At 67.9% G+C, this 26,274-nt stretch carries 18 protein-coding genes and 1 pseudogene; 13 read left to right on the top strand and 6 right to left on the bottom strand.

Going from position 1 to position 26,274, the window contains the following annotated elements:
* Nucleotides 1-186: 186 nt before the first annotated feature.
* A complete protein-coding gene (locus E3T40_RS04705; RefSeq protein ID WP_134542806.1) occupies nucleotides 187-381 on the bottom strand; it encodes a hypothetical protein in 195 nt (64 codons plus the stop codon).
* A gap of 357 nt (nucleotides 382-738) precedes the next feature.
* Between E3T40_RS04705 and glgX the strand changes: the two genes are divergently transcribed.
* The 3 genes from glgX to treZ are packed head-to-tail and all read left to right on the top strand — an operon-like array spanning nucleotide 739 to nucleotide 7,092.
* Nucleotides 739-2,943: a glycogen debranching protein GlgX gene (glgX, locus tag E3T40_RS04700; protein WP_104194940.1), complete on the top strand. Its 2,205-nt coding sequence runs from the start codon at nucleotides 739-741 to the stop codon at nucleotides 2,941-2,943.
* Nucleotides 2,940-5,330 (top strand): malto-oligosyltrehalose synthase, encoded by a 2,391-nt coding sequence (gene treY / locus E3T40_RS04695; RefSeq protein WP_134542805.1) that lies wholly within the window; start codon nucleotides 2,940-2,942, stop codon nucleotides 5,328-5,330. The genes glgX and treY overlap by 4 nt, the downstream gene beginning before the upstream one ends.
* A complete protein-coding gene (gene treZ, locus E3T40_RS04690; protein WP_134542804.1) occupies nucleotides 5,320-7,092 on the top strand; it encodes a malto-oligosyltrehalose trehalohydrolase in 1,773 nt (590 codons plus the stop codon). The genes treY and treZ overlap by 11 nt, the downstream gene beginning before the upstream one ends.
* 111 nt (nucleotides 7,093-7,203) lie before the next feature.
* Here the strand turns inward: treZ and E3T40_RS04685 are convergent, their stop codons facing one another.
* Nucleotides 7,204-10,053, bottom strand: a complete 2,850-nt coding sequence (locus E3T40_RS04685; protein ID WP_104194957.1) for an FAD-binding and (Fe-S)-binding domain-containing protein — start codon at nucleotides 10,051-10,053, stop codon at nucleotides 7,204-7,206.
* A gap of 74 nt (nucleotides 10,054-10,127) precedes the next feature.
* On the bottom strand, nucleotides 10,128-11,855 hold the full coding sequence (locus E3T40_RS04680; protein WP_104194937.1) for an L-lactate permease: 1,728 nt from the start codon (nucleotides 11,853-11,855) through the stop codon (nucleotides 10,128-10,130).
* A gap of 134 nt (nucleotides 11,856-11,989) precedes the next feature.
* Between E3T40_RS04680 and E3T40_RS04675 the strand changes: the two genes are divergently transcribed.
* The 3 genes from E3T40_RS04675 to E3T40_RS04665 are packed head-to-tail and all read left to right on the top strand — an operon-like array spanning nucleotide 11,990 to nucleotide 13,768.
* A complete protein-coding gene (locus E3T40_RS04675; RefSeq protein ID WP_104169621.1) occupies nucleotides 11,990-12,682 on the top strand; it encodes a GntR family transcriptional regulator in 693 nt (230 codons plus the stop codon).
* A gap of 16 nt (nucleotides 12,683-12,698) precedes the next feature.
* Nucleotides 12,699-13,259 carry a hypothetical protein gene (locus E3T40_RS04670; protein WP_104194936.1) on the top strand — a complete coding sequence of 187 codons (561 nt, stop codon included), beginning with the start codon at nucleotides 12,699-12,701 and terminating at the stop codon, nucleotides 13,257-13,259.
* Nucleotides 13,256-13,768 (top strand): hypothetical protein, encoded by a 513-nt coding sequence (locus tag E3T40_RS04665; protein ID WP_104194935.1) that lies wholly within the window; start codon nucleotides 13,256-13,258, stop codon nucleotides 13,766-13,768. The genes E3T40_RS04670 and E3T40_RS04665 overlap by 4 nt, the downstream gene beginning before the upstream one ends.
* 35 nt (nucleotides 13,769-13,803) lie before the next feature.
* Here the strand turns inward: E3T40_RS04665 and E3T40_RS04660 are convergent, their stop codons facing one another.
* On the bottom strand, nucleotides 13,804-15,054 hold the full coding sequence (locus E3T40_RS04660; protein ID WP_104194934.1) for a low temperature requirement protein A: 1,251 nt from the start codon (nucleotides 15,052-15,054) through the stop codon (nucleotides 13,804-13,806).
* Nucleotides 15,055-15,194: 140 nt separating this feature from the next.
* Between E3T40_RS04660 and E3T40_RS16540 the strand changes: the two genes are divergently transcribed.
* The 5 genes from E3T40_RS16540 (at nucleotide 15,195) to E3T40_RS04640 (ending at nucleotide 20,815) form a co-directional block, all read left to right on the top strand.
* The gene (locus E3T40_RS16540) at nucleotides 15,195-16,379 is read left to right on the top strand and encodes an acetyl-CoA C-acyltransferase (RefSeq protein WP_174843647.1); all 1,185 of its coding nucleotides are present in this window, start codon (nucleotides 15,195-15,197) and stop codon (nucleotides 16,377-16,379) included.
* On the top strand, nucleotides 16,380-17,126 hold the full coding sequence (locus E3T40_RS16535) for an enoyl-CoA hydratase/isomerase family protein (RefSeq protein ID WP_104103479.1): 747 nt from the start codon (nucleotides 16,380-16,382) through the stop codon (nucleotides 17,124-17,126).
* Entirely contained in the window at nucleotides 17,123-18,022 is a 900-nt protein-coding gene (locus tag E3T40_RS04650; RefSeq protein ID WP_104194933.1) for a 3-hydroxyacyl-CoA dehydrogenase family protein, read from the top strand. Before E3T40_RS16535 ends, E3T40_RS04650 begins: the two co-directional genes overlap by 4 nt.
* Nucleotides 18,022-20,103, top strand: coding sequence for a phenylacetic acid degradation bifunctional protein PaaZ (gene paaZ / locus E3T40_RS04645; protein ID WP_134542807.1), 2,082 nt, complete (start codon nucleotides 18,022-18,024; stop codon nucleotides 20,101-20,103). Before E3T40_RS04650 ends, paaZ begins: the two co-directional genes overlap by 1 nt.
* 307 nt (nucleotides 20,104-20,410) lie before the next feature.
* Nucleotides 20,411-20,815, top strand: coding sequence for a VOC family protein (locus tag E3T40_RS04640; RefSeq protein ID WP_198411932.1), 405 nt, complete (start codon nucleotides 20,411-20,413; stop codon nucleotides 20,813-20,815).
* Here E3T40_RS04640 and E3T40_RS04635 read toward each other — a convergent pair.
* A complete protein-coding gene (locus E3T40_RS04635; protein WP_104169614.1) occupies nucleotides 20,748-21,539 on the bottom strand; it encodes a metalloregulator ArsR/SmtB family transcription factor in 792 nt (263 codons plus the stop codon). The genes E3T40_RS04640 and E3T40_RS04635 overlap by 68 nt on opposite strands.
* A gap of 104 nt (nucleotides 21,540-21,643) precedes the next feature.
* On the opposite strand from E3T40_RS04635, the pseudogene E3T40_RS04630 reads away from it, so the two are divergent.
* Nucleotides 21,644-22,934: pseudogene (locus tag E3T40_RS04630) on the top strand (MFS transporter).
* A 236-nt stretch (nucleotides 22,935-23,170) separates the two neighbouring features.
* On the opposite strand, the gene E3T40_RS04625 reads toward E3T40_RS04630, so the two are convergent.
* Nucleotides 23,171-25,231, bottom strand: coding sequence for a glucose PTS transporter subunit IIA (locus E3T40_RS04625; protein ID WP_134542802.1), 2,061 nt, complete (start codon nucleotides 25,229-25,231; stop codon nucleotides 23,171-23,173).
* A gap of 320 nt (nucleotides 25,232-25,551) precedes the next feature.
* Here E3T40_RS04625 and E3T40_RS04620 point away from each other — a divergent pair, with 320 nt between their 5' ends.
* Nucleotides 25,552-26,151, top strand: coding sequence for a GNAT family N-acetyltransferase (locus E3T40_RS04620; protein WP_198411931.1), 600 nt, complete (start codon nucleotides 25,552-25,554; stop codon nucleotides 26,149-26,151).
* Nucleotides 26,152-26,274: the final 123 nt, after the last annotated feature.

Here is a 26,274-nt window from a genome sequence, read left to right as displayed (position 1 = left end):
GCCCTCATCGCCCTGGCCATGCTCAGCCTCGGCGGCCACAAACCAGTGCTCCCCGGCCGGGATTAACCCACGGAAGCAGCAGGAGAGCCGAGATTTTGCTCAATACGGCTCGAAATACTCCGGAAACCCGCTCTTTTCCCAAAATCTCGGTCGAATTGGTTCGACACCGGGCACGGTGCTCCGCCTCTAGAGCTCGGCCACCGTGCCGGCGCTCTCCTCCTGCAGAGCGTACCTGGCGGGGACGAGCTGCTCGAGGCTGCGGTAGACATCCGCCGGCACCACGTCTTCGCCGGCCGGTGCGCTGAGGATGATGACGTCTGTCCCCAGGCCGGCCCGGAGGGTGAGGTCGTAGAGCTCGTCGAGGTCGTGCTGGGACAACACATCGCCCTGAGCCTCGGCGAGATGTACGCGTTCGCCGCCACGCCAATCGTGCAGGTACGCAGCACCTCGGCCGGGGCGTCGCACCGCGAGCCTGAACCATCCGGGCCTGCCAAGCTCCCTGGCCACCGGCGTGCAGAGGCACATCGGCGGCGTCCTCGCGGCCCTCGACGGTGACCGTGAGAACCGGGGACGAAGCGAAGACCACGACCGCATTCACAGCGGCTTGATACCCAGAGCGGTCACCCGCGAAAACGGATCGGGCGTCGACGGGGCCCGGCAGACTGTAGCGTACTTGTGGGCATACCGGCGCGGTCGGTGTGTCGACAGCACGAGACCCGTAGCACGAGGAGCACCCTTTTGGAAACCTGGCCCGGTACTGCGTACCCGCTCGGCGCAACGTACGACGGCAGCGGCACGAACTTTGCCCTGTTCAGCGGAGCCGCCCACCGCGTTGAGCTCTGCCTTTTCGACGAACAGGGCGTGGAGACCCGCATCGACGTGGTCGAATCCAGCGCGTTCATCTGGCACTGCTACCTGCCCCTGATCCAACCGGGACAGCGCTACGGCTACCGCGTGCACGGCGACTACAACCCCGCCGCGGGCAGCAGGGCGAACCCCAACAAGCTCCTGCTCGACCCCTATGCCAAGGCCACCTGCGGCACGATCGACTGGGACCAGTCCCTGTTCTCCTACAACTTCGGTGACCCGGATTCGCGTAACGACGAGGACTCCGCCCCGCACATGATGCTCGGCGTCGTCGTCAACCCGTTCTTCGACTGGGTGGGAGACCGGCCCCTGCGCACGCCCTACAGCGCCTCCCTGATCTACGAGGCCCACGTGAAGGGCCTCACCAAGCTGCAGGATGCGGTACCGGAGGGCCAGCGCGGCACGTACGCCGGCGTGGCGCATCCGTCGGTCATCGACCACCTGCAGAAACTCGGCGTGACCGCGATCGAGCTGATGCCGGTGCACCAGTTCGTCAACGACGGCACCCTCGAGGAAAAGGGCCTGAACAACTACTGGGGTTACAACACCATCGGGTTCTTCGCCCCGCACAACGCGTATTCCTCCACCGGTGACCTCGGCAACCAGGTGCAGGAATTCAAGGGGATGGTTCGTTCTCTGCACGACGCCGGTATCGAGGTCATCCTCGACGTGGTCTACAACCACACCGCGGAGGGCAACCACCTCGGCCCGACGATCTCGTTCAAGGGTATCGACAATGAGGCGTACTACCGGCTCATGGACGACGACAAGCGGTACTACATGGACTACACGGGCACCGGCAACACTCTAAACGTTCGCCACCCGCACTCGCTGCAGCTGATCATGGACTCGCTGCGCTACTGGGTTCTCGAGATGCACGTCGACGGCTTCCGGTTCGACCTGGCCTCGGCTCTGGCCCGGGACCTCTACGACGTCGACAAGCTCTCCACCTTTTTCGAGCTCGTGCAGCAGGACCCGGTGGTGTCCCAGGTCAAGCTCATCGCCGAGCCGTGGGACGTCGGCCCCGGTGGGTACCAGGTCGGCAACTTCCCGGCCCAGTGGACGGAATGGAACGGAAAGTACCGCGACACCGTGCGTGACTTCTGGCGCGGCGAACCGTCGACGCTGGGCGAGTTCGCCTCGCGCATCACCGGTTCCGCCGACCTCTACGAGCACTCGGGCCGCCGCCCCGTCGCCTCGATCAACTTCGTCACCGCGCACGACGGGTTCAGCCTCTCCGACCTGGTCTCTTACAACGAGAAGCACAACGACGCCAACGGCGAGAACGGCAAGGACGGCGAAGCGCACAACCGGTCCTGGAACTCCGGGGTCGAGGGGCCGACGGATGACCCGGAGGTCCTGGCACTGCGGGCCCGGCAGCAGCGCAACTACGTTGCCACCCTGCTCCTGTCGCAGGGTGTGCCGATGATCCTGCACGGCGATGAGCTCGGCCGAACGCAGAACGGCAACAACAACACCTACGCCCAGGACAATGAACTGAGTTGGATCCACTGGTCGGAGGCGGACCAGCCGCTGATCGAGTTCACGGCTGCCGTTTCCCGGCTGCGCCGCGAACACCCGACGTTCCGCCGCAGCAGCTTCTTCAACGGCCACCCCGGTCACCGCACCGCGGGCGACCCGATGAGCGACCTCGTCTGGCTGACCCCCGACGGGCAGGAAATGCAGTCCCAGGACTGGGACGAGCACCTCACCCGCACGGTCGCCATGTTCCTCAGCGGCGACGGCATCCGGGAGCGCGACGTCCGTGGCCAGGTGGTGACCGATGTGAATTTCCTGGTCTGCTTCAACGCAGACGCCGAGGATGTCGAGTTCACCCTGCCCTCGGCCGAATACGCCCCGGCCTGGGAGATCGTCGTCGACACGGCGGGCGAGGGCGCCGACGCGGTCCCGCGGCCCGCCGGGTCCCTGCACACGGTGACGTCGCGTTCCCTCGTCGTGCTGCGGGCGTATCACGCTCCGGAAACCACGCCGGACCACTCCGTCGCGGCCTCCCTGGCCGGGCTGATGACGGGGACGATCCCCGTGATCAACCCGGCGCACCTGGTCAAGCCGTGAAAATTCCACTCACCACCTACCGTCTGCAGATCACGGCGGCGTTCGACCTGGCGGCCGCGGGAGGGGTGCTCGACTACCTGACCGAGTTGGGTGCGGACTGGCTCTACCTGTCCCCGCTGCTCGCTGCGGAAGAAGGCTCCGACCACGGCTACGACGTCGTCGACCACTCCCGCATCGACCCGGTGCGGGGCGACGCCGAGGCGCTCACCCGCTTGGCGGCGGCCGCGACGGATGCCGGGCGCGGCATCCTGGTGGACATCGTGCCCAACCACATGGGCGTCGCGACCCCGCACCGCAACCTCTGGTGGTGGAACCTGCTCCAGCACGGCCCCGCCTCGCGCTACGCGGAGGCCTTCGACGTGGACTGGGCCGCGAACGGCGACCGAATCCTGCTGCCCGTGCTCGGGGACGACGCGGACGGAATGAGCGAACTCGACCGCCTCCAGGTGGTCGGCGACGAGCTGCACTACTACGACAACCGGTTCCCGCTCGCCCCGGGCAGCGCCGACGGCGGCGCGGACGCCCGCGTCGTGCACGCCCGGCAGCACTACGAACTCGTCAACTGGCGCCGCGCGGACGCGCAGCTGAACTACCGTCGGTTCTTCTCCGTGAACACCCTGGCCGGCCTCCGGGTCGAGGTGCCGTGGGTCTTCGACGAATCCCACCGGGAGATCGTGCGCTGGGTGCAGGACGGCCTCGTGCACGGGCTGCGGGTCGACCACCCCGACGGTCTCGCCGACCCGGGCGGCTACCTCGACCGGTTGCGGGATGCCACCGACGGAGCCTACGTGCTCGTCGAGAAGATCCTCGAGGGTGACGAACAGCTGCCGACCAGCTGGGCCACCGCCGGCACGACCGGGTACGACGCCCTCGCCGACTTCGACCGGCTGCTCGTCGACCCGGCCGGGCAGGGCGCGCTCGACGCACTCGAGGCCCGGCTGCAGGCCGAGGCCGCGGCGCCGACCGGTGACGCGCCGCCGGCGGACTGGGCCGACCTGGTGCACGCGCGGAAGCGCGTCATCGCGGACCGCACCCTCCAGGCCGAGGTCGCGCGCCTGGCCCGACTGGTCCCCGGCGGCGACGCCACCACCGAACTGACCACGGTCGACGCCCTGGCCGAACTCCTGGCCTGCTTCCCGGTCTACCGCTCCTACCTCCCGGTGGGCATCGACGAGCTGCGCCACGCTGGCGTCGAGGCGGCTCGCCACCGGCCCGACCTCGGCCCCGCGATCGAGGCTCTGCTTCCGTTGCTCGGCGACCCGGGGCATCCGCTGGCCGTGCGCTTCCAGCAGACCTCGGGCATGGTGATGGCCAAGGGTGTCGAGGACACCGCGTACTACCGCTTCAGCCGGCTCACCTCGCTGAACGAGGTCGGCGCCGACCCGGGGGAGTTCGCGGTCGACATGGCCGAGTTCCACCGTCGCCAGCAGACCCGCCAGGCCACCTTCCCGGCCTCGATGACGACCCTTTCCACCCACGACACCAAGCGCAGTGAGGATGTGCGCGCCCGGATCTCGGTGCTGGCCGAGATCCCGGCCGAATGGGAGAGCACCCTGCGCACCCTGCGCGCGACCGCGCCCCTCGGCGACGCCCCGTTCGAGAACCTGCTCTGGCAGGCCATCGTCGGATCGTGGCCGGCCACACCGGAACGCCTCATCGCCTACGCGGAGAAGGCGGCTCGGGAAGCCGGAACGTCGACCACCTGGACCAGCCAGAACGCGGAGTTCGAGACGGCGATGCGCGGCCTCGTGACCGCCTCCTTCAACGACCCGGCAGTCACGCAGACGCTCACCGCGTTCGTCGACCGGGTACGCCAGGCGGGCTGGAGCAACGCGCTCTCGAACAAGCTCGTGCAGCTGACGGCCCCCGGAGTGCCCGACGTCTACCAGGGCAGCGAGCTATGGGACACCTCCCTCGTCGACCCCGACAACCGCCGCCCGGTCGACTACGACCTGCGGCGCGGCTACCTGGCCCGGGTGCAGGACGGCTGGCTGCCGCCCGTCGACGAGACCGGCGCCGCGAAACTTCTGGTCACCACGCGCGCCCTCCGGCTGCGCCGCGACCAGCCCGAACGTTTCTACCGGCACAGTCCGGTCCCCGCGTTCGGCGCCGCCGCCGACCACGTGATCGCTTTCGACCGCGGCGGCGCGGTCACCATCGCCACCCGGCTGCCGCTCGGGCTCGCGGCCGCGGGCGGCTGGGGAGATACGATCGTGGTCCTGGCCGGCGGGCCGGTCGTCGATCTGCTGACCGGGGAACGCCACCCCGGCGCATCCGTCAGCGTGGCCGCCCTGCTGGGGCGCTACCCGGTGGCCCTGCTGGTGCCGGCCGACGACGCCGACCCGACCCGCACGACCGACCTGGAAGGTGCCGACCATGCCCGCTGAATTCGAAGTCTGGGCTCCCAACGCATCGGCCCTGGCGGTCGAACTCGCCGACCAGACCGTGCCGATGACCCCGCGGGGCGACGGATGGTGGCACGCACCCCGTCCGCTGACCGAGCCCGCCGAGGGCCGTGCCGCTGAGCCCGTCGACTACGGCTTTTTGATCGACGGCCAGGGGCCATTCCCCGACCCCTGCTCCCGGCACCAGCCGAACGGCGTGCACGCGAAGAGCCGCACGTTCGATCCCGGCGCGCACGTCTGGCAGGACAGCGCCTGGACCGGCCGCCAGCTGGCCGGCAGCACGATCTATGAGCTGCATCTCGGCACCTTCACCACGGAGGGCACCCTCGACGCCGCGGCGGGCCGGCTGGCCCACCTGGCCTCGATCGGCGTCGACTTCGTGGAGCTGCTCCCGGTCAATGCCTTCAACGGCACCCACAACTGGGGCTACGACGGGGTGCTCTGGTACGCCGTGCACGAGGGCTACGGCGGACCGGCTGCCTACCAACGGTTCGTGGACGCCTGTCACCAGGCCGGAATCGGCGTCATCCAGGACGTGGTCTACAACCACCTCGGCCCGAGCGGCAACTACCTGCCGCAGTTCGGTCCGTACCTGAACGAGAGGGGCGACACGGGCTGGGGCTCCTCTCTCAACCTCGACGGCGCCGACTCCGACCCGGTGCGCCGCTACATCATCGACAACGCCCTGATGTGGCTGGGCGACTACCACGTCGACGGACTCAGGCTGGATGCGGTGCACGCCCTGCGGGACGACCACGCCCTGCACCTGCTCGAGGAACTCGCCGCCGACGTCGATGTGTTGAGCGCCACCTGCGGGCGTCCGCTCACCCTGATCGCCGAGTCGGACCTCAACGACCCGCGTCTGATCACGCCGCGGGACGTCGGCGGCTACGGGCTCACCGGCCAGTGGAGCGACGACTTCCACCACGCCGTGCACGTGGCGGTCACCGGCGAGACCACCGGCTACTACGCCGACTTCGAGCCGCTCAGCGCCCTCGCGAAGGTGCTCACCCACGGGTTCTTCCACGACGGCACCTTCTCCAGCTTCCGCGGGCGCACCCACGGTCGGCCGATCGACACCGCACGGATGCCGGCCTGGCGCCTCGTCGTCAACAACCAGAACCACGACCAGATCGGCAACCGGGCCACGGGCGACCGCCTCAGTGCGACCCTCGACGCCGGGCAGCTGGCGATCGCCGCCACCCTGACCCTGCTCGGCCCGTTCACGCCTATGCTGTTCATGGGCGAGGAGTGGGGGGCGAGCACACCCTGGCAGTTCTTCACGTCGCATCCGGAACCCGAACTCGGCGAGGCCGTCCGCACGGGCCGGATCGGCGAGTTCGCGCGCATGGGCTGGGACCCGGCCGTGGTGCCCGACCCGCAGGACCCGGCCACGTTCGAGCGGTCGGTGCTGGACTGGGCTGAGGTGTCCCAACCGGCCCACGCGCGCCTGCTCGATTTCTACCGGGCTCTGGGCTGGCTGCGGCGTTCCCGTCCGGACATCACGGACCCGCGCTTCGGCCGGGTCGCGGTCGACGTCGACGATAACGAGCGGTGGTTGCGGCTCTGCCGCGGCGACACCGAAATCCTGGTCAACCTGGGCACGGAGGCTCGTGATGTGCCGACGGATGCCTCGGCGCTACTGGCATCCTTCGCCGCCGTCGGCGACGCGGTCCAGTCTCGCACGCCCACCGCGGTCACCCTCGCACCGCACTCCGTCGCCGTGTTCGGCGCCTCCGAGTAGCCCGCAGTCAACGGTCCCCGGGGCCTCGTGCGTCGCGGCGCACCCTACGGAAGCTGGCGCACGTTACACCGTGCGCCAGCTTCTCCAACCTGCGCCGCGAGTGGGCAGAGCTCAGACGGCGCCCGACTCTGCCAGGTGGGATGCGGCGGCATCCGGATCGTCGGCGTCGGGCCGGGTCACCTCTTCCAGCAGCTCGAGCACGTGGCGGTACTCCTTGCCGGTGGCCCGGGTCAGCCCGAGCTCACAGGTGCGGTTGCACGACGCGAATGCCGTGGCGTCCATCGTCGCGACATCGGCCGCCTGCGCCCGGGTGGCGGATTCTGTCAGCTCGGGATGCAGCATGCCGCGGTCCCCGGCGAAGCCGCAGCAGCCCCAGTTATCCGGCACCTGCACCCTCTCGGCCACCCCGCCGGCCAGGGTCTGCAGGGAGTCGTTGATGCCCATCCGGGTGGAGGAACACGTGGGGTGCAGCGCGAGCGAATCGATCTTCTGGTACTCGGGCAGTGACGGCAGGATGCGTTCGACCGCGAACTGCACGGCGTCGACCACCCGCAGGCGCGGCTCGTTCTGGTCACCCTCGATGGTCGTCCGCAGCCCCTCGGTGCAGGAGGAGGCGTCGCAGATGATGGCGAGCTCGCCGTTCCGGGTCGCCGTGCGCAGCGCCGCGAGGGTCTTGGCCCGCATGGTCGCTTCGCCGGTCTTCAGCCCCTTCGACGACCACGGCGTGCCGCAGCAGAGCCCGTCGATGCCCGCGGGCACGACGAGGGTGATGCCGGCCCGGTCGCAGAGCTGCTCGAAGCTGACCTGCACCCCGGGCGTGCCCGCGGTGGCCGGACCGAACATGGTCTGCACGCAGGCCGGGAAGTAGACGGCCTCCGGCGCCAGGGCCGGCACCGGGCGGGAGCGTCCGCCGCCGCCGCCGGGCAGCTCGCTCGAGTAGAGCGGCAGCGTGTCGGTGCCGAGCACGGCTCGGCCGAGCTTGTTGGGCACCATCAGCACCGGGGCCGGGATCTTGCGCACCACAGTGAGGGCCAGCCCGGCGCCGCGGGTGACCGCACCCCAGTTCTTGGCCGCGGTGTTCCAGACGCCGTTGATCAGCGGCCCGGTCTCGCCGCGCCGGATCTGCTTCATCATGGTGCCGGTGTTGATGTTGACCGGGCAGGCGGTCTGGCACATGCCGTCGACCGCGCAAGTCTCCACGCCGTCGTAGACGAAGTCCTTCTCCAGCTCGGCGGCCAGAGCCAGGTCGCCGCTCCGGCGGGCCTGTTCGATGGCGCGCAGGGTGACGATGCGCTGGCGGGGGGTCAGGGTCAGGTCCCGGCTGGGGCAGACGGGTTCGCAGTAGCCGCAGGAGACGCAGCTATCGACCACCTCGGCGACGGGCGGCACCAGCTTGATGTCACGAAGGTGCACCTCAGGGTCGTCGTTCATCAGCACGCCGGGGTTGAGCATCCCGGCGGGGTCGAACAGCACCTTGAGCTGCCGCATGACGTCGTAGAGCTCGTCGCCGTACTGGCGCCGCACATACGGAGCCATCACCCGGCCGGTGCCGTGCTCCGCCTTGAGCGAGCCGCCCTCGCCGAGCACCAGGTCGACCATGTCCTCGGTGAAGGCGCTGTAGCGCTCCAGCTCGGTTGTGCCGGTGAACCCGTCGGTGAGCATGAAGTGGATGTTGCCGTCCTTGGCATGGCCGAAGATCACGCTGTTGCGGTAGCTGTACTTGTCGAACAGGCGGATCAGCTCCACGCAGGTGCGGCCGAGCGCGGCCACCGGCACGACGACGTCCTCGAGCAGCGCGGTGGTGCCCTGCGGGCGGGCGCCGGCGACGGATGCGTAGAGCCCCTTCCGCAGATGCCACAGCTGAGCACGGGTCGCGGAGTCCGCGCTGAACTTCACCGGGGCGCTGAGCCCGAGCCCCGGCATAATGGTCAGGCCCGCGCGCTGGAGCTCCTGCAGCGATTCGGGGTTGTCGGTCTGGTACTCCATCAGGAGGGCGGCGTGGTCGCGCACCGCGAGGTCGCGCACGACCGGGGGTACGTCGTCCAGGCCCTGGCCGACCTTGAGCGACAGGGCGTCCATCAGCTCCAGGGTGGCCGCCCCGGTTCCCACCAGGGCAGGCAGGGCCGCGTTGGCGGTCTCCAGGTCCGGGAAGACCAGCAGGCCGGTGACCGTGTGGGTCGGCCGCGGGACGGTGCGGAAGACCGCCTCCGCGACGAACCCGAGGGTGCCCTCGCTGCCCACGATCAGGTGCGCCAGGATGTCGACTGGCCGGTCGAAGTCCAGCAGGGAGTTCAGGCCGTAGCCCATGGTGTTTTTCATCGAGAACTGGTGACGGATGGTCGAGACGGAGGCCGGGTTGCCGGCAACCCGCTTGGCGAGGCGCAGCAGGCCTTCGTGCAGCTCGGGTTCGAGGGCGCGGAGGCGCGCGTCGGCATCCGCCGCCCCGGTGTCGACGACGGTGCCGCTGGGCAGCACCACCGTGACCGATTCCAGGGTCTGGTAGGCGTTGTCGACGGTGCCGCAGGCCATACCGGAGGAGTTGTTGGCCACGACGCCGCCGATGGTGCAGGCGGATTCGCTCGCCGGGTCCGGGCCGAATTTGCGGCCGTACTGCGCCAGGCGGGCGTTCAGGGCGCGCACGGTGACGCCGGGCTGAACCCGCACTCGGGCGCCGTTGTCCTGCACCTCGATCTGTTTGAAGTTGCGGCGCACGTCGACGAGCACGCCGTCGGTGAGCGCCTGGCCGCTCAGGCTGGTACCGCCGGAGCGGAACGTGAGCGGCACACCCTGCGCCCGACTGGCGCGCAGCAGCTTGCCGACCTCGTCCGCGTTGGCGGCCACGACGACCGCCTGCGGCACCAGCAGGAAGTGCGAGGCGTCGTGGGCGTTGGCGTGCAGGTCGATCGCCCGGGTCTTCACCTGGGCCGGGTCGGACACCGCGGCGCGGAGTGCACCCAGCATCCCGGCGGATGCAGGCACCGCTGTGGGACCGGAGACGGTCGCCGAGGGCGTGACCACCGTGCCGCGGCGGGCCATTACGGCACCATCCAGCCGAGGACCGGGGTGGACTGCAGCACGATCAGGACCGTGATCAGCACGAGGAGCCCCAGGCTCCACCCGACGAGCTTGCGGAAGAGCAGGCTCTCCGCACCCACCAGGCCGACGGCGGCGGCCGCCACGGCCAGGTTCTGCAGCGAGAGCATCTTGCCGAGCACACCGGCCGACGAGTTGGCGGCGGCCATCAGCACAGGCGACAGGCCGGTCGCGTTGGCGGCGGTGACCTGCAGCTGCCCGAAGAGCGCGTTGGACGAGGTGTCGGAGCCGGTCAGGGCCACGCCGATCCATCCGATCAGGGGGGAGATCACGGCGAAGAATACGCCGGCGGTGGCCAGGTAGGCGCCGAGGGAGGCGGTCTGGCCGGACAGGTTCATCACGAATGAGAGGGCGAGCACGGTGGTAACGGTGACGATGGTCCAGCGCAGCTGCACGAGGGTGTCGCCGTAGATCTTGAGGCCCTGGCGGAACGAGACCTTGTAGAGCGCCATGGTGAGCAGGCCGGAGAAAAGCAGCAGGGTGCCGGTGGCCTTGAAGTGGTCGAGCTTGAACATCGTGGCCGGAACCGGGTCGCCGGCGGCGTCGGTCACGTTCAGTCCGGGCCAGGCGAAGGTGACGCTGCCCACGACGCTGAGCCAGGCCTTGATGGCCGGGATCTGCGCGATCGAGAAGATGCCCATGATGATCAGGTACGGGGCGATGGCCTTCCACACCTGGCGCGGTTCCGGGCGGGTGTTGTCGTTCAGGTCAGGGCTGTCGGCAGAGCGTCGCGCCGACTTGAGCGCGGTGGTGGGGGTGCTACGCATGGCGGATGCGGGGACCGCGGCGCCCACGGTCGTGCTCACCAGGTTTTCGGCACCGGACAGTTCGACGTCGTCGTTCAGTCCCATGGATTCGGCCGGCTGCCAGAAGCGCAGCATGACCAGGACGGCGGCCACGGTGGCGACGGCGGCCACGACATCCGTCAGCTCGACGGCGAAGAAGTTGGCGGTGACGAACTGGGCCAGTCCGAAGACGAGTCCGGCGACCACGGCCACCGGCCAGGTCTGCTTGACGCCGCGCTTGCCGTCGACGATGAAGACGAGGATCAGCGGAACGATCACGGCGATGAACGGCGTCTGGCGGCCGGCCATCGACGCGAGGTCCTGGATCGGCAGGCCGGTGACGCCGTTGAGGGCGATGATCGGGGCGGCCATGGCACCGAACGCCACCGGGGCCGTGTTTGCCAGCAGCGACACCATGGCGGATTTGAGGGGCTTCATGCCCGCGGCCATCAGCATGGCGGCGGAAATGGCAACCGGGGCGCCGAATCCGGCGAGGGACTCGAGTAATGCGCCGAAGCAGAAGGCGATCAGGATGGCCAGGATACGCAGGTCGTTGGAGATGGAGCGGATGGTGCGGCCCAGCACCTCGAACCAGGGGGTGGCCACGGTGAGCTTGTAGATCCACAACGCGTTGACCAGAATCCAGAGAATCGGGAAGAGGCCGTAGAAGAGGCCGGCGGCCGTGGCGCTCAGCGCTTGGCCGACCGGCATCTGCCAGCCGACGACGGCGAGCACGACCGAGAGGAGCAGGCTGACCAGCGCCGCCTTGTGCGCCTTGACCCGGAACACGCCGAGAAGGACGAACAGGAGAATCAGCGGCAATGCGGCGCAGATGGCCGACAGGACGAGGGATCCAAGAATCGGATCGAGTATCTGTTGAAAGATTGGGTCTCCACACTGAGGTCGTGGTCACGCCGTCGTGACACTTCATCAGTTGTATAGCAAGTATGCAAGTAAGTCAATATAAATTGTGTTTTTGTCTGTCAAGATGAGAACACAATTTAGGAAAGGCAGGCCCCGTGACAGCGCGCGTAACGGCAACGTCGATCGTGGATGCCATCGCGAACGACCTGCGAACCCGAATCCTTGAAGGGGAATTGACCTCCGCCGCGGCCCTGACTGAGACCGATATGGCCGCGAGCTACGACGTCGCCCGCCCCACGGCGAAGGCGGCGATCGAGAAACTCGTCGCTGAGGGACTGCTGGTGCGCGGGGCGCACAAGAGCGCCCGCGTCGCCGAGCTCGGACCGGACTCCGTGCGCGACATCTACCAGGCCCGCGCCTACCTCGAAAGCGAGGTGCTGCGCCGCCTGGCCCTCAGCTGCACCGTCCCCGAGGAGGCCGTGCAGGCCAACCTCGACATCGCGGCCGTGGCTGGCGGCTCCGCCCTCGACGTCGTGGAACCCGATATGCGTTTCCACACCAGTCTGATCGACGCCGTCGGCAACGAGCGGATCAGCAGGATGTACCGTTCCCTGGTTAGCGAGGTACGCCTCTGCATGGTGCGGGTGCAGTCGCTGAACCTGCTCGACACCGCGTTGATCCAGGCCGAACACCAGCGCCTGCTCGAGCTGATCGGGGAGGGCGATGGCGCCGCGGCCGCCGAGTTGCTCGACGAACACCTCGCCCGTGCCCGCGAACGCCTCGCCGCGGCAATCGGCGGCGAAGCCGGCCCGGAGGCACACCTCCCGTCGTCCCTGCACCGGGTCTGAGTCCCCCAGAGACGCCATGGGCTACTTTCTCGCACCATCCACCCGGGTTGCCCTGTCGCGCCTGGTGACCCTCGACACGGCCCCGGGCTCGGCGCCGCTCGAGCGGTTGCGGGCCATCCGTTCCCTGCTCTTCGAGCTCGACGCCGACCCAGCCACCCTGGTAGGTGTGCGCGACGCCCTCAGCGGGGGAGCGGACTGGGACGAGATCGCCGACGCCGCCGGTTTGAAACCGGCCGCCGCGAAGTGGCGCTGGAGCGGCACCGATGCGGAGATCGCCGCCCGGCAGGCGGCCGGACGCAAGCGGTCCGCACGTCCCAGCGCCGTGCCCACCGATCTGCCCGGGCTGTCCGTGTCCGAGGCAGCTGCGCAGCTGGGGGTCACCGCCCAGGCGATCTACCTGAAGCTGAGCCGCGGCAAGCTCGCCGGCCGAACCGTCGAACTCCCCGACGGGCGAAGCTACAAACGGGTCTTTCTCAACGAAGACCCGGATGCCCGCCTTGACCGCGCCGAATCGGCAGCAGACAATGACCCCACCGCTTCCCCCCGATGCACTCTGACGACGGAGCCCTCACCATGACTGATTTCTCCTCGACCAGCACGCCCACCCGGTCGATGCCCCTGTCCGATCAGACCGAGACGCTCGAGCCCCTTGAAGAGCCTCAGACGACCGAGGCCCAGCCCGCGCCCAGGCGCGTAGCGCACCTCACGACCACGTCCGGCCAGCGCACCGCGCTGGTCGTCCTGGTCGGAATCATAGCCCTCGCCGTGGCCTTCATCGTGATGCTTTTGGTGGGGGTGTCGAGCGAGAGCATCAACGCCCTGGCCGTATTCGCCACGCCCGTCGCCTCGATGGTGGCCGCCTATTACGGCATCACCCTGAGCATCCAGCAGGTGCGCAGCGAACGCGCCGAGAAGGAAAAGGCTATCGCCCGAGCGGATGCCGCCGACGCCGCCAGCCGCGAGACCGAGGTCTGGGCCGCCCAGATGGAATCCGGCCTGCGCGTCGCGATGGCCCAGCTCGCCGCCGCGGGTATCGGCACCGAGGCGGTCGAGAAGGCTGCAGGCACCCCCGACGGCTTCTTCTGACCGGGGTTCGATCACTTGAAGCCGCCCAGTTTCGGCTAGCCGGCCTCCTTCTCGGCGGTGCCGTTCCGCACGCGCACGATGGTCCCCCAGCAGGCGACGGTCGTCAGCATGAACGCTCCCAGCGCTCCTAACGCGAGCGGCGAGAGGGCGAAGGCGAGGGGCAGCGCCAGCAGCAGCAGTGCGATTCCCGTGACATGGGAGATCAGCACCTCCCGGGCCACGACGAATCGGAACAACGCCAGCCCCAGCAGGTACAGCAGAGGCCCGCCGGTGATGGCGACGGCCGTCGAAAAAATGACCGGGTCATCCGGATGCGCCAGGATCTCCTTAACGCCGACCGAGCTCAGAACAACGCCGGCGATGAGCATCGCATGTACATAGGTATACGCGAGCCGGGCGAGCCGGCCGGGGTCGGCGGCATCGGCGAGGGCTTTGCTGCCCGCGTACTCGCTGTGGTCGAAGTACAGCCACCACATGGCCGCTCCACTCACGAAGGCCAGCAGCAGGCCGAGCACACCCGGCACCGACACGTCCTGATCGACGAAGGCGAAGCCCGTCACCAGAAATGATTCGCCGAGTGCGATGATGACGAACAGGGCGCTGCGCTCCGCGATGTGCGGACCGGAGAGCTCGCCGTCGCCGGGAGTGGCCCGGCCGAGGCCCGGCACCGGGAAACCGAGCGTCGCGGAAACGAACTCGATCCCGAGTGCGGTGGCCCAGAGCAGCAACCGGTAGTCGGCCGGGAGCAGGCCGCCGAGAATCCAGAAGAGCCCGGCCACGGCGAGCCAGAGGAAGATCCGCACGAAGGCGCGGTAGAGGGCGCGATCGTGGAGCGCGAGGGCGAGCGCCATGAAGGCCGTTCGGCCCAGCTGCAGGGTGACGTAGGCCACGGCGAAGAGGAATCCCCGGTCGCCGAATGATTCGTGGATCGAGACGCTCACCACCAGCCCGACCAGGGAGAGGCCGATCACGACCCCGCGCACAGGCAGGCGGGCCGGATCGAGCAGGTTGGTCACCCAGGTGGTGTGCACCCAGATCCACCACAGGGCGAGCACCAGGATGACGGACTCGGCGGTTCCCTGCCAGGACTGGTTCTCGTAGAGATGGCGCGACAGCTGGGTCAACGCGAACACAAAGATCAGGTCGAAGAACAGCTCGATGTAGGTGACCCGATCCGCCAGGTCGGACCGATCCGGGCGCATCAGATTGAGCCGGAGGCCAAAACGGACGGCGGGGCGGCGACCGGTGCCGGGAGCGGAGGGGACGGTGCTGGGCGTTGCGTTCACGCACCCAGTCTGCCTCAGTCCGGCAGATGTGGGGGAGGCGGCGTGGCGGCCTCCCCTGTTGCCCTGAGGGGACTTTCTATGACATTCTTTTATAAACGAACGGTCAGTTAGTAAACACGGCGATCAAAGGTGATGAAGCCATGCCCGAAGCATTCCTAGTTGATGGTGTTCGAACTCCTATCGGCCGATACGGCGGGGTGCTGGCCGGCATCCGCCCCGACGACCTGGCCGCCATCGTGCTTGCCTCGGTCGTGTCCCGGTCCGGGCTGGATCCCGCCCTCGTTGACGAGGTCATCCTCGGCGCCGCCAACCAGGCCGGCGAGGACAACCGCAACGTCGCCCGCATGGCCGTGCTCCTGGCCGGTCTCCCCGACAGCGTGCCGGGGATCACGGTCAACCGGCTCTGCGCATCCGGCCTGTCCGCCGTGCACCTGGCCGCCAACATGATCAAGGCCGGCGAAGCAGACCTCGTGATCGCCGGCGGCGTCGAATCGATGACCCGCGCACCCTGGGTTCTCGCCAAGCCGGAGAAGGCGTTCGCCAAGCCGGGCGAGATCGTCGACACCTCGATCGGCTGGCGCTTCACGAACCCGCGCCTGAAAGCGCGCGACAAGGCCACCTTCTCCATGTCGGAGACGGCGGAGGAGGTCGCCGCCCTCGACGGCATCAGCCGGGCGGATGCCGACACGTTCGCCCTCCGCTCGCACCGGCTGGCACTCGAGGCGCAACGTGACGGCATCTTCACGCCCGAGATCGTGGGTGTTCCCACCCGCGCCGGACTGATCGAGATCGACGAGGGCCCCCGAGCCGACACCACGCTCGAACGCCTCGCCGGGCTGCGCTCGGTCGTGCGGACGGGCGGCATCGTCACGGCCGGCAACGCCAGCTCCCTCAACGACGGGGCCTCCGCCATCGTTGTGGCGAGCGAGGCGGCCATCGAGCGTCTGGGGCTGACGCCCCGCGCCCGGGTGGTAGGCGGAGCCAGCGCCGGCGTCGCCCCGGAGACCATGGGCCTCGGCCCGGTCCCCGCCACCCAGAAGCTGCTGCACCGCCTGGGACTGACCATCGGTGACGTCGACGCCGTCGAACTCAACGAGGCGTTCGCGACCCAGTCTCTGGCCTGCATCCGCCGGCTCGGCCTCGACCCGGAAATCGTCAACCGGCACGGCGGCGCCATCGCCCTCGGGCACCCGCTCGGGTCGTCCGGGTCCCGCATCCTGATCACCCTGTTGGGGCGCATGGAGCGCGAGGGTGCCCACCGCGGCGTGGCCACCATGTGCGTGGGCGTCGGGCAAGGTTCCTCCCTGCTGGTGGAGCGCGTCTAGATGTCGCGCGAGTTCACGACGCTGCTGGTCGACGAGCGGCCCGACCGGGTGCACGTGCAGCTTGACCGACCGGCCGTGCGCAACGCCATCGACCAGACCATGATCGACGAGCTGCACCTGGTCTGCGCCGACCTCGAGCAGGAACCCCGCATCCTGATCCTCTCCGGCACGAACGGCGTCTTCGCCTCCGGGGCCGATATCGCCCAGTTGCGGGAACGCCGGGCCGAAGACGCCCTGAACGGGATCAACTCGACCCTGTTCGGCCGGATCGCCCGCCTGCCGATGCCCGTGATCGCCGCCATCGACGGTTGGGCGCTCGGCGGCGGGGCCGAGCTGGCCTACGCCGCCGACTTCCGGATCGCCTCCACGACCGCCCGGCTCGGCAATCCGGAGACGGCCCTCGGCATCATCCCGGCGGCCGGAGCGCTGTGGCGGCTGGCCGCGCTGGTCGGCGAACCCGTGGCCAAGGAGATCATCCTGGCCGGGCGCATCCTGAACGCTTCCGAGGCGCTGGCGGTGCACCTGGTCACCGAGGTGCACGAGTCGGACGTCCTGCTCGAGGCAGCGCACGCGCTGGCCGACCGGATCGCCAAGCAGGACCCGCTGGCCACCCAGCTGGCCAAGGAGGTCTTCCATGTTCCCGCCGCGGAGCATCCCGTGGCCGACAACGAGGCCCAGGCGCGCCTGTTCGAGTCCGACCAGAAATTCACCCGAATGACCGCATTCTTGGAGAGGAAGAAGCGATGACGCTCAGCACCGTGTCCACAAAGGCCCAAGCCGCTCAGTCCGTGCCAGTGCCGCACCAGGTCGGCGTGCTCGGCGGAGGCCGCATGGGCGCCGGCATTGCGCACGCGTTCCTGATGGCCGGGGCCCATGTCACCGTCGTGGAGCAGGGAGACGACGCGGCTGCTGCCGCCCGCGACCGGGTCCTGACCGCCATCGACAAATCCCAGAGCCGCGGTAGCGTGACCGCGAGCCGCGCCGAGCTCGGCGACCGGCTGACCGTGACAACGGATGCCGCCGCGTTCGCTGGCTCCGGCCTCGTCGTCGAGGCCGTTCCCGAGATCGTGGCGCTGAAGACGCAGGCGCTCCGCCTGGTGGAGGCGCACCTCGCCCCCACCGCCTGGCTGGCGTCCAACACCTCCTCGCTGTCGATCACCGATCTGGCCGAGACGCTGGACCGCCCGGACCGGTTCATCGGACTGCACTTCTTCAACCCGGTGCCGGTCTCGACCCTGATCGAGGTCGTCACGGGGGAGCGCACCGACCCGGAGCTCGCCCGGCTCGCCCAGGCCTGGGTGTCCGCGCTCGGGAAGACGCCGATCCTGGTGCGGGACTCGCCCGGATTCGCCAGCTCCCGCCTCGGCGTCGCGATCGCGCTCGAGGCGATCCGCATGGTCGAGGAGGGCGTGGCCAGCCCCGAGGCCATCGACACGGCCATGGTTCTCGGCTACAAGCATCCGGTCGGGCCTCTCCGCACGACCGACATCGTCGGCCTCGACGTTCGCCTCGGCATCGCCGAACACCTGCACGAAACCCTCGGCGACCGGTTCGCCCCGCCGCAACTGCTGCGCGACCTTGTCGCACGCGGTGACCTCGGACGCAAAAGCGGCCGCGGCTTCTTCGATTGGAAGGACGCATGATGACACTCCTCAGCAATGGCACCAGCACTGACACCGGCCCTGACACGAGCTCTGACACGGTCGTTCCCAGCTACGTTCTCGACTCCTGGTGGACCCCGGACACCGACGTGGTCGCCCAGCGTGTCCTCGACGCGAGCACCGGGGCCGAGGTCGCCCGGGTCAGCAGCGACGGGCTCGACCTGGCCGCCGTGGTCGAACACGCCCGCACCGTCGGCCAGGCCTCGCTCGGGGAACTGACCTTCCACCAGCGCGCCATCCTGCTCAAGAAGCTGGGACAGTACCTGGGCGGGGTCAAGGAGGAACTCTACGCGCTCTCCGCCCGCACCGGCGCCACCCGCTACGACTCGATGGTCGACATCGACGGCGGCATCGGAGTGCTGTTCACGCTGTCCTCCAAGGGCCGGCGCGAGATGCCCAACAGTCAGGTTTACATCGACGGCGACGTCGAGGCGCTCTCCCGCGACGGCTCCTTCAGCGGTCAGCACATCTACACCCGCATCCCCGGAGTCGCCTGCCAGATCAACGCCTTCAACTTCCCGGTCTGGGGCATGCTTGAGAAGCTGGCCCCGGCGTTCATCGCCGGCGTGCCGACGATCGTCAAGCCCGCGACGCCCACCGGGTACCTGACCGAGGCGGTCGTGCGTCACATCCTGGCGTCCGGCATCCTGCCCCTGGGCGCCCTGCAGCTGATCTCCGGCAGCGCTAGGGACCTGATCGACCACCTCGATTACCGCGATCTGGTGGCGTTCACCGGGTCGGCCGGCACCGCCCGCACCCTCAAGTCCCACCCGAACGTGGTCGAGGGCGGCGTGCGCTTCACGAGCGAGACCGATTCGCTCAACGCCGCGATCCTGGGCCCGGACGCCGCGGCCGGCACGGCCGAGTTCGACGCCTATGTCGCCTCCGTAGTGACCGAGATGACCAGCAAGGCCGGTCAGAAGTGCACCAGCATCCGCCGGCTGATCGTGCCGGCGGGCCGCCGCGACCAGGTCGTCGCGGCCGTCTCCGAACGGATGGCCCGCCGCGTCACCCTCGGCGACCCGCGCGCCGAGGGGGTCACCATGGGGCCCCTCGCCAGCACCGGGCAGCGCGACGAGGTGCTCGCCAGCGTCGCCCGCCTGATCGACGGCGGCGGACGCATCGTGATGGGCTCGGTGGACGCCCCGACCGGAACCGACCCGGGCGGCGCCTTCGTCGCCCCCATCCTGCTGGCCTTCCACGACCCGGAGAGCCCGGCCGTGCACGAGATCGAAGCCTTCGGCCCGGTGGCCTCCATCATCGAGTACACCGACCTGGACCACGCCATCGCGCTGGCCGCGCGCGGCGGCGGCTCACTGGTGACGACCGTGGCCACTCACCACCCCGATATCGCGCGTACGCTCGTGCTCGGGATCGCAGCGCACCACGGCCGGGTACTGATGCTTGACCGGGTCGATGCGCGCAGCAGCACGGGCCACGGATCGCCCGTTCCGCACCTCGTGCACGGCGGACCCGGGCGGGCCGGCGGCAGTGAGGAGCTCGGCGGCATCCGTTCGGTGCTGCACCACATGCAGCGCACGGCTATCCAGGGCTCGCCCGACATGCTGACCGCCATCACGGGGGAGTGGCACGCCGGTGCCGCGGTGCGAACGGGCATCCACCCGTTCCGAAAGTCCCTGGCCGAGTTGCGGGTGGGCGACCAGACCCAGGGCGGACCGCGCGAGGTCACTCTGGCCGACATCACGGCATTCGCCGAGGCCACCGGCGACAAGTTCTACGCGCACACGGACCCCGAGGCGGCGGCGGCGAACCCGTTCTTCCCCGGGATCGTCGCGCACGGCTACCTGCTGGTGTCCTGGGCGGCCGGGTTGTTCGTGGATGCGGCCCCCGGGCCGGTGCTCGCGAACTCCGGGCTGGAGAAGCTGCGGTTCGTCACCCCGGTGTCGCCCGGCGACAGCATCCGGGTCACCCTGACGGCCAAGCGGATCACCCCGCGCGAGACCGAAGAGTACGGCGAGGTCTGCTGGGACGCCGTGCTGCACAACCAGAACGATGAGGTCGTCGCCACCTACGACGTTCTCACCCTGGTCGCCAAGGAGTAACCCCCGGGCACCAGCTGAGAGCGCCACAGGCGGAGCGCCAGGTCGGGTGTCGAACGAATTCGACGGAGATTTTAAGGAATGAGCCGGTTTCCGGGCTGCTTTGGGCCGTTTCGCGCAAAATCTCCGTCGAACTCGTTCACGCTGCCGGCGGGGCGCGCGTACGGTGCGCGGCCGCTGTCGACGGCACGAGCGCGATCGGGCAGGCCTTCGATGCCGCACCGGAGTGCACTTCCCTGACTCGGTAGGTCTGCGGGTGAGCAGAGCATGACACCATGACTATGTGACTTCCGGGACAGATCCAGCGTTGGTGCCTGAACTTCTGGTGCGGGATCTTGAAGCCAGCATCGAGTTCTGGTGCGACTTGTGCGGATTCACGATTCGCTACGACCGCCCCGCTGACGGCTTCGCTTACATCATGCGGGGATCCGCGCACGTGATGCTGGAACGGGCGGGAGCCGGCAGGAACTGGATCACGGGTCCCCTCGAGGTGCCGCAGGGTCGCGGCGTGAACTTTCAGGTGGCCGTGCCCGACGTCGATCCGATCCTGTCGGCCTTGCGAGCGGCCGGCGTTTCACTGTTCATGGCGCCCGAGACGAAGTGGTATCGCGTCGACGACGAGGAAGCCGGTGTGCGCCAGTTCCTGGTCACCGATCCGGACGGCTACCTGATTCGGTTCCAAAGCCCACTCGGCCGCCGGCCGGTAGTCCGGTAGTCCGATAGGCCGGTAGTTCGACGGATGTGCGCCCGGCGGCCGCCTCGGCGGACACCGGCAGATTCGCCAGTCGCCATTCCAACATCCCCTCGTTCAATCGCGTTGCGCGGCGGCCGCTCCGGCGCAGCACGGCCATGGCCTCGTAGGCAAGCACGCAGTACTTGCTGCGGCAGTAGGCGACAACCTCGCGGTCCGTCGGCAGTTCACTGAGCCGATCGCTGAGTTCCTCGAGGGGGATGGAGAGGGCGCCGGGAATGTGCGCAGCGTGGTATTCCTGCCGTGGCCGCACATCCAACACGGTGATAGTCCCGGCCGTCGCGCGTGCGAGAAGCTCTTCCCTGGTGATTTCCTCGTGCGCATCGTCACCCGCCGCTTCGGAGTCATCGAGACCCAGATAGGCGATCCGGATGGATTCGACGTCTGCGAGATGGGTCTGCGCGACGCTGCGCACCAGGCTGTAGAGCCGGGCGACGTCATCCCCGGCGAGTCGGTAGTGAATCCGGGTGCCCTCCCGGCGAGTGCTGACCAGACCCGCATGTTTGAGGGTTTGCAGGTGGGCGGATGCGCTCGTCAGACCCAGGCCGGCCGCGTTCGCCAACGATTCCACCGTGCGTTCGCCCTGGGCGATCAGGTCGACCAGCTCAAGGCGCTTGCCGCTGCCCAGCGCCTTGCCGACGCGGGCAAACTGCTCGAACAGCGCCGATTTCTTTTCTCGATCGCCCATCTTTTTCCTCTCGGTTCCCTTCACACTAGCATCATCTGATAATCCATGGTTTTATGGAATATGATTCGGGCCCGTGTAGCGGCTCTCTCGCTGGAGAACGGACTATGAGTCAGACCCCGAACGCCGCAGACCAACCCAAAGGCGTGCGCCGCGGCATCTTCCTGGGCCTCCGGCAGAACTTCCCCCCAGTTCCTGTTGCTCGTCGCGGTCAACGCGCTGGTCGGCGGCACGCTCGGCCAGGAACGCACTGTGCTGCCGCTGCTGGCGGACGAGGTCTTTCAGCTCGACCGCTATACGGGCGCGCTGACCTTCATCCTCGCCTTCGGCTTCGCCAAGGCCGGCACCAACTATTTCGCCGGCACCTTCTCCGACCGCTACGGCCGAAAGCCGGTGCTGGTCGCAGGCTGCCTGATCGCCATCCCCGTTCCGATCCTGCTCATCCTGGGCCCGACCTGGGGCTGGATCGTCGCCGCCAACGTGATCCTCGGGATCAGCCAGGGACTGACCTGGTCGACCACCGTGGTCATGAAAATGGACCTCGTCGGCCCGAGCCGCCGCGGCCTGGCCATGGGCTTCAACGAGGCGGCCGGGTGCCTCGGAGTCGCCGCGACGGCACTGGCCACCGGCTACATCGCGGGCGAATACGGGCTTCGTCCTGACCCGTTCCTGCTCGGCGCGGTTTTCATCGCTCTGGGCCTCGGTCTGTCGGTCATCTTCGTGCGCGAAACCCATCAGCACGCCAAAGTCGAGGCCGTCAACCACCTGTCTGTTCACGCCCACGCCGGCTCCCTCAGCAATCGCGAGGTGTTCACCCTCACCAGTTTCCGGGACCGGTCGCTGTCTTCGATCAGCCAGGCCGAGATGGTCAACAACCTCAACGACGGCCTCGCCTGGGGGCTCTTCCCCATTCTGTTCGCCGCCGCCGGACTCAGTATCGAACGCATCGGCATCCTGGCCGCCGTCTACCCGGCGGTTTGGGGAGCCGGGCAGTTCATCACCGGAGGGCTCTCCGATCGGATCGGCCGCAAAGGTCTGATTGTCGGTGAGTTGATTGTGCAGGCTGTCGCCTTAGGGCTGGTCGCCGCCGGGGACAGCTTCGGGGTCTGGCTGACCGCAGCCATCCTGCTCGGCGCCGGCACCGCCATGGTCTACCCGACACTGCTCGCCGCGATCGGCGACGTCGCCCACCCCGAGTGGAGGGCCCGCTCGGTGGGTGCGTACCGGTTGTGGCGTGACGGAGGCTTCGCCGTGGGCGCGTTACTGTCCGGGCTGCTCGCCGACGCCTTCGGTATTCCTACGGCGGTCGCCGTGGTCGCGGCGCTGACCGCGGCATCCGGACTCGTCGTGGCCTTGCGCATGCGCGGAGACGACCATCTCCGTACCCGCAGCCGATGAGCCGTGCCCTTCGCTCCTGCGCACGCACCAACAGTGAACCCACGATGAGGCTCGCGGTCTCCTGAGTGCCGAATTGCTCGTTCGTTGACCACAAGAATGTCGATTCCGTCGACGTTCTGGCCGATGAACGGTCGTTTTCTAGTCGGTGGAACGAGGATGGTATACCCCCGGGTTATGTGAGCGGCAGGAAAAAGGTAGGCAGAAAATTCTCTGCCCACCTTTTGACCTGAGGTGTCTTATTTGGCGGTGACCGTGATGAGAGGGCTTCCGACCTCTACATGGCCAGACGCTGCCTGGTCGACCGATCCGAACTTCTTGGGGTTCGTCACGAGCACCGGGGTGACCAGCGAGTAGCCGGCATCCTCGATCACCTTGCGGTCGAAGGTCACCAGCGGGGTGCCTGCCTCAACGCGGTCGCCCGCGGCCACCTTGACCTCGAAGCCCTTGCCGCCAAGGTTCACGGTGTCGATACCCACGTGAATGAGCATTTCAACACCGCTGTCGAGTCGCAGCCCGAAGGCGTGACCGGTCGCCTGAGCGACGAGAACCTTGCCTGCTCCAGGGGCGTACACGGTGTCCTCGGTCGGATCGATTCCCACGCCAAGACCGACGATTCCCTTGCTGAACACAGGGTCCGGCACGTCCGTCAGCGGAACGACGATACCGGCGATGGGCGAACCAATCGTGGCCAGGACCGTGGCGGTGGCGGTGGCGGTTGCGGTCCCGGTGCCTGTTCCTGAGCCTGACGCACCGGCAACAACCGGGGCTGCGATGTCAGAGTCGGTTGCAGCTTCTTCGCTCGCTACGGTTTCCGCAGCCAGAGCCTCGGCGAATTCCGCCTTCTGCTCCGGCGTCTTATAGCCGGAGAGGATCACGAGGATCATCGCGGTGAAGAACGACGCGGTGATGGCGCCCGCGTACAGGGGAATGTTGTCGAACGCGGGGATGGTCAACAGCGAGGTGAAGACGAATGCGCTGGTCTTCACGCCGCCGCCGAGGCCGAGGATGACGCCGCCGACCAGGCAGCCCACGAGCATCCGTGGGTAGATGCGCTTGAACCGAAGGTGGATGCCATAGAGCGAGGGTTCAGAAATACCACCCAGCAGGCCGGCCGCGAGCGCGCCCGTTGCGGTCTGCTTCATCTGACGGTCCTTTTCGCGGATGGACAGGAACAGCACGCCGGCAGTTGCACCGAAGCACGCGAAGTTCCACGCGCCCATGGGGCCCTGGATGAAGTCATAGCCGAGGGACTGGATGTTGAGCAGCATGATTGCGTTCAGCGGCCAGTGCAGGCCGAGCGGAACCATGAACGGGTAGGCCAGCGGGATGACGACAGCGAAGATGAACGGCGAGAAGTCGTTGATCGACTTGAGGAAGTTACCGAGTGCGGCACCGCCGTACACGCCCATGGGGCCGATCAGGAAGGCGGTCAGCGGGATCATGATGAGCATGCAGAAGAACGGCACGAAGATCAGCTGAACGCTGGACGGAATGATCTTCTTCAGATACTTGGTCAGCAACCCGAGAACGACCGCCATGATCAGCGGCGGGAACACCTGCGAGCTGTAGTCGGTGACGGTCAGAGGCAGTCCGAAGATCTGCACGACTGCTGCCTTGCCGCCGAAGACGGTCTCTGCTCCGTCGGTGAGTCCCAGCGCGTTGAAGCCGGGGAGCATGACGACGGCCATGATGGCGAAGCCGACCCAGGGGTCAGCGCCGAGCCGCTTGGAGGCGTTGTAGGCGACCATCAGCGGAAGGAAGACGAAAACGCCCTGCCACATCAGGTTGATGAACGCCCAGGACGGGTCGAGGGTGACGCCTGGTGCGTTCCACGACGGGATGACCCCGAGGGTTGCCATCAGAGCCATGAACGTGATGAACAGGGATGCGCCGAGCAGCGCACCCAGGATCGGGCGGAAGGAGTCGGACAGGATCTCGAAGAACGTGTCCAGCCCGGAGAACTTTCCGCGCGGGCCCTTCGCGCGTCCCGCGGCCTTCACATCGGCGATGGTATCGCCGGTGCCGGTGCCGTGGTCGCCCGCATGCTTCTTCATTGCGGGAAGCGCCATAATGTCGTTGTATACGGTATCTACGGATCCGCCGACGACGATCTGGTAGCGATCGCCGGCCTGCGGAACAGCGCCGAGAACCAGAGGCAACGCTTCGACGGCCGCTTGGTCAATCCCCGATGCATCCTTCAGCGTGAAACGTAGCCGGGTGGCACAGTGGGTGAGGCCGACGATGTTTCCGGCCCCTCCGATACTTTCAATAATGTCTGCAGCGGGTTTCGATGCCACCTTGGACTCCTTCTGGTGTTAATGCGGATTTTAATGATTCCGCTTGTTACGGCTCAGCGCGAACCACGCTGGCTGGCTGAAGACCGTAATGGTCTCCACGCATCGTTAGCAACGATAACGGTTTTTTGGACACACTTAAGCATAAGGACACCGCCGGCCGTGCGCGGAAGGAATTATGCCGTCGCGAGTCAGCGATGAGTCGGTACCATCGCGGGATGGGGAACCACGAAACACATCCGCCATCGCGAGCAGTCTTGTCCAAACCAATTGGAGACCTGTGGCCACCTTTCGGGCTGAAAATCACCTGCGGCCCCGTTACGTTGTCTCCCGTTCGCGACGCTGACCTACCCGAACTCGATGCGCTCGCTGCGGCAGGCATCCACGCGCCGACGGAGATGCCGTTCTTCTTCCCGTGGACCGTAGGTTCCCCGGGCGAGATCCGGTTGCGACTCATGCAATACCACTGGGCACAACGAGCCGAGATGTCGCCGGCGGCCTGGTCGCTCGAGACCACGGTTCGCTTCGACGGTGAGATCGTCGGTTGCCAGAGCATCTCAACCAGGGACTACCTCGTCACGAGAACGGGGGAGACGGGCTCCTGGCTCGGCATGAAGCACCACGGCCGCGGGATCGGTACGCGCATGCGTCAGACTCTCTGCGCATTCATGTTCGATCACCTGGACGCCGCCGAGGTCACCTCAGCGGCATTCGTTGACAATCCCGCGTCCCTCGCGGTGTCGAGAAAGGTCGGTTACCGGGAGAACGGAATCGGTCGCCTGAAGAGGCGCGACGGCGAGATGGTCTTGAACCAGAAACTGGTTCTGACTGCCGACACCCTGAACCGCGCCGAGCCCGAACTGAAAGTCGAGGGCGCACTGCAGCTCCGGGACTTCCTCGGCCTGAATGGTCGCGATCAATGATCAGGGCTTTTTCCTCCACATTAGGGGTGTGATCGGGTTATCCACAGGGTGCGTGTAGGTGGGCGGATGCCGCGGGCAATGTCGGTGGGTGCCCGTAGCGTGTGTGTCATGAAGCCCTCATTT

Source organism: Cryobacterium sp. TMT1-19 (assembly GCF_004403055.1).
Lineage (GTDB): Bacteria > Actinomycetota > Actinomycetes > Actinomycetales > Microbacteriaceae > Cryobacterium > Cryobacterium sandaracinum.
The sequence above is the reverse complement of the archived record's forward strand: the minus strand, read 5'-3'. Positions and strand labels throughout refer to the sequence as shown.

What these genes read in the sequence shown, in the direction of transcription:
- treZ (WP_134542804.1), top strand. Translation starts at nt 5,320, where the DNA reads ATGCCCGCTGAATTCGAAGTCTGGGCTCCCAACGCATCGGCCCTGGCG.
- E3T40_RS04685 (WP_104194957.1), bottom strand. Translation starts at nt 10,053, where the DNA reads ATGCTGGGTGCACTCCGCGCCGCGGTGTCCGACCCGGCCCAGGTGAAG.
- E3T40_RS04670 (WP_104194936.1), top strand. Translation starts at nt 12,699, where the DNA reads ATGGGCTACTTTCTCGCACCATCCACCCGGGTTGCCCTGTCGCGCCTG.
- E3T40_RS04665 (WP_104194935.1), top strand. Translation starts at nt 13,256, where the DNA reads ATGACTGATTTCTCCTCGACCAGCACGCCCACCCGGTCGATGCCCCTG.
- E3T40_RS16540 (WP_174843647.1), top strand. Translation starts at nt 15,195, where the DNA reads ATGCCCGAAGCATTCCTAGTTGATGGTGTTCGAACTCCTATCGGCCGA.
- E3T40_RS16535 (WP_104103479.1), top strand. Translation starts at nt 16,380, where the DNA reads ATGTCGCGCGAGTTCACGACGCTGCTGGTCGACGAGCGGCCCGACCGG.
- E3T40_RS04650 (WP_104194933.1), top strand. Translation starts at nt 17,123, where the DNA reads ATGACGCTCAGCACCGTGTCCACAAAGGCCCAAGCCGCTCAGTCCGTG.
- paaZ (WP_134542807.1), top strand. Translation starts at nt 18,022, where the DNA reads ATGACACTCCTCAGCAATGGCACCAGCACTGACACCGGCCCTGACACG.
- E3T40_RS04635 (WP_104169614.1), bottom strand. Translation starts at nt 21,539, where the DNA reads ATGGGCGATCGAGAAAAGAAATCGGCGCTGTTCGAGCAGTTTGCCCGC.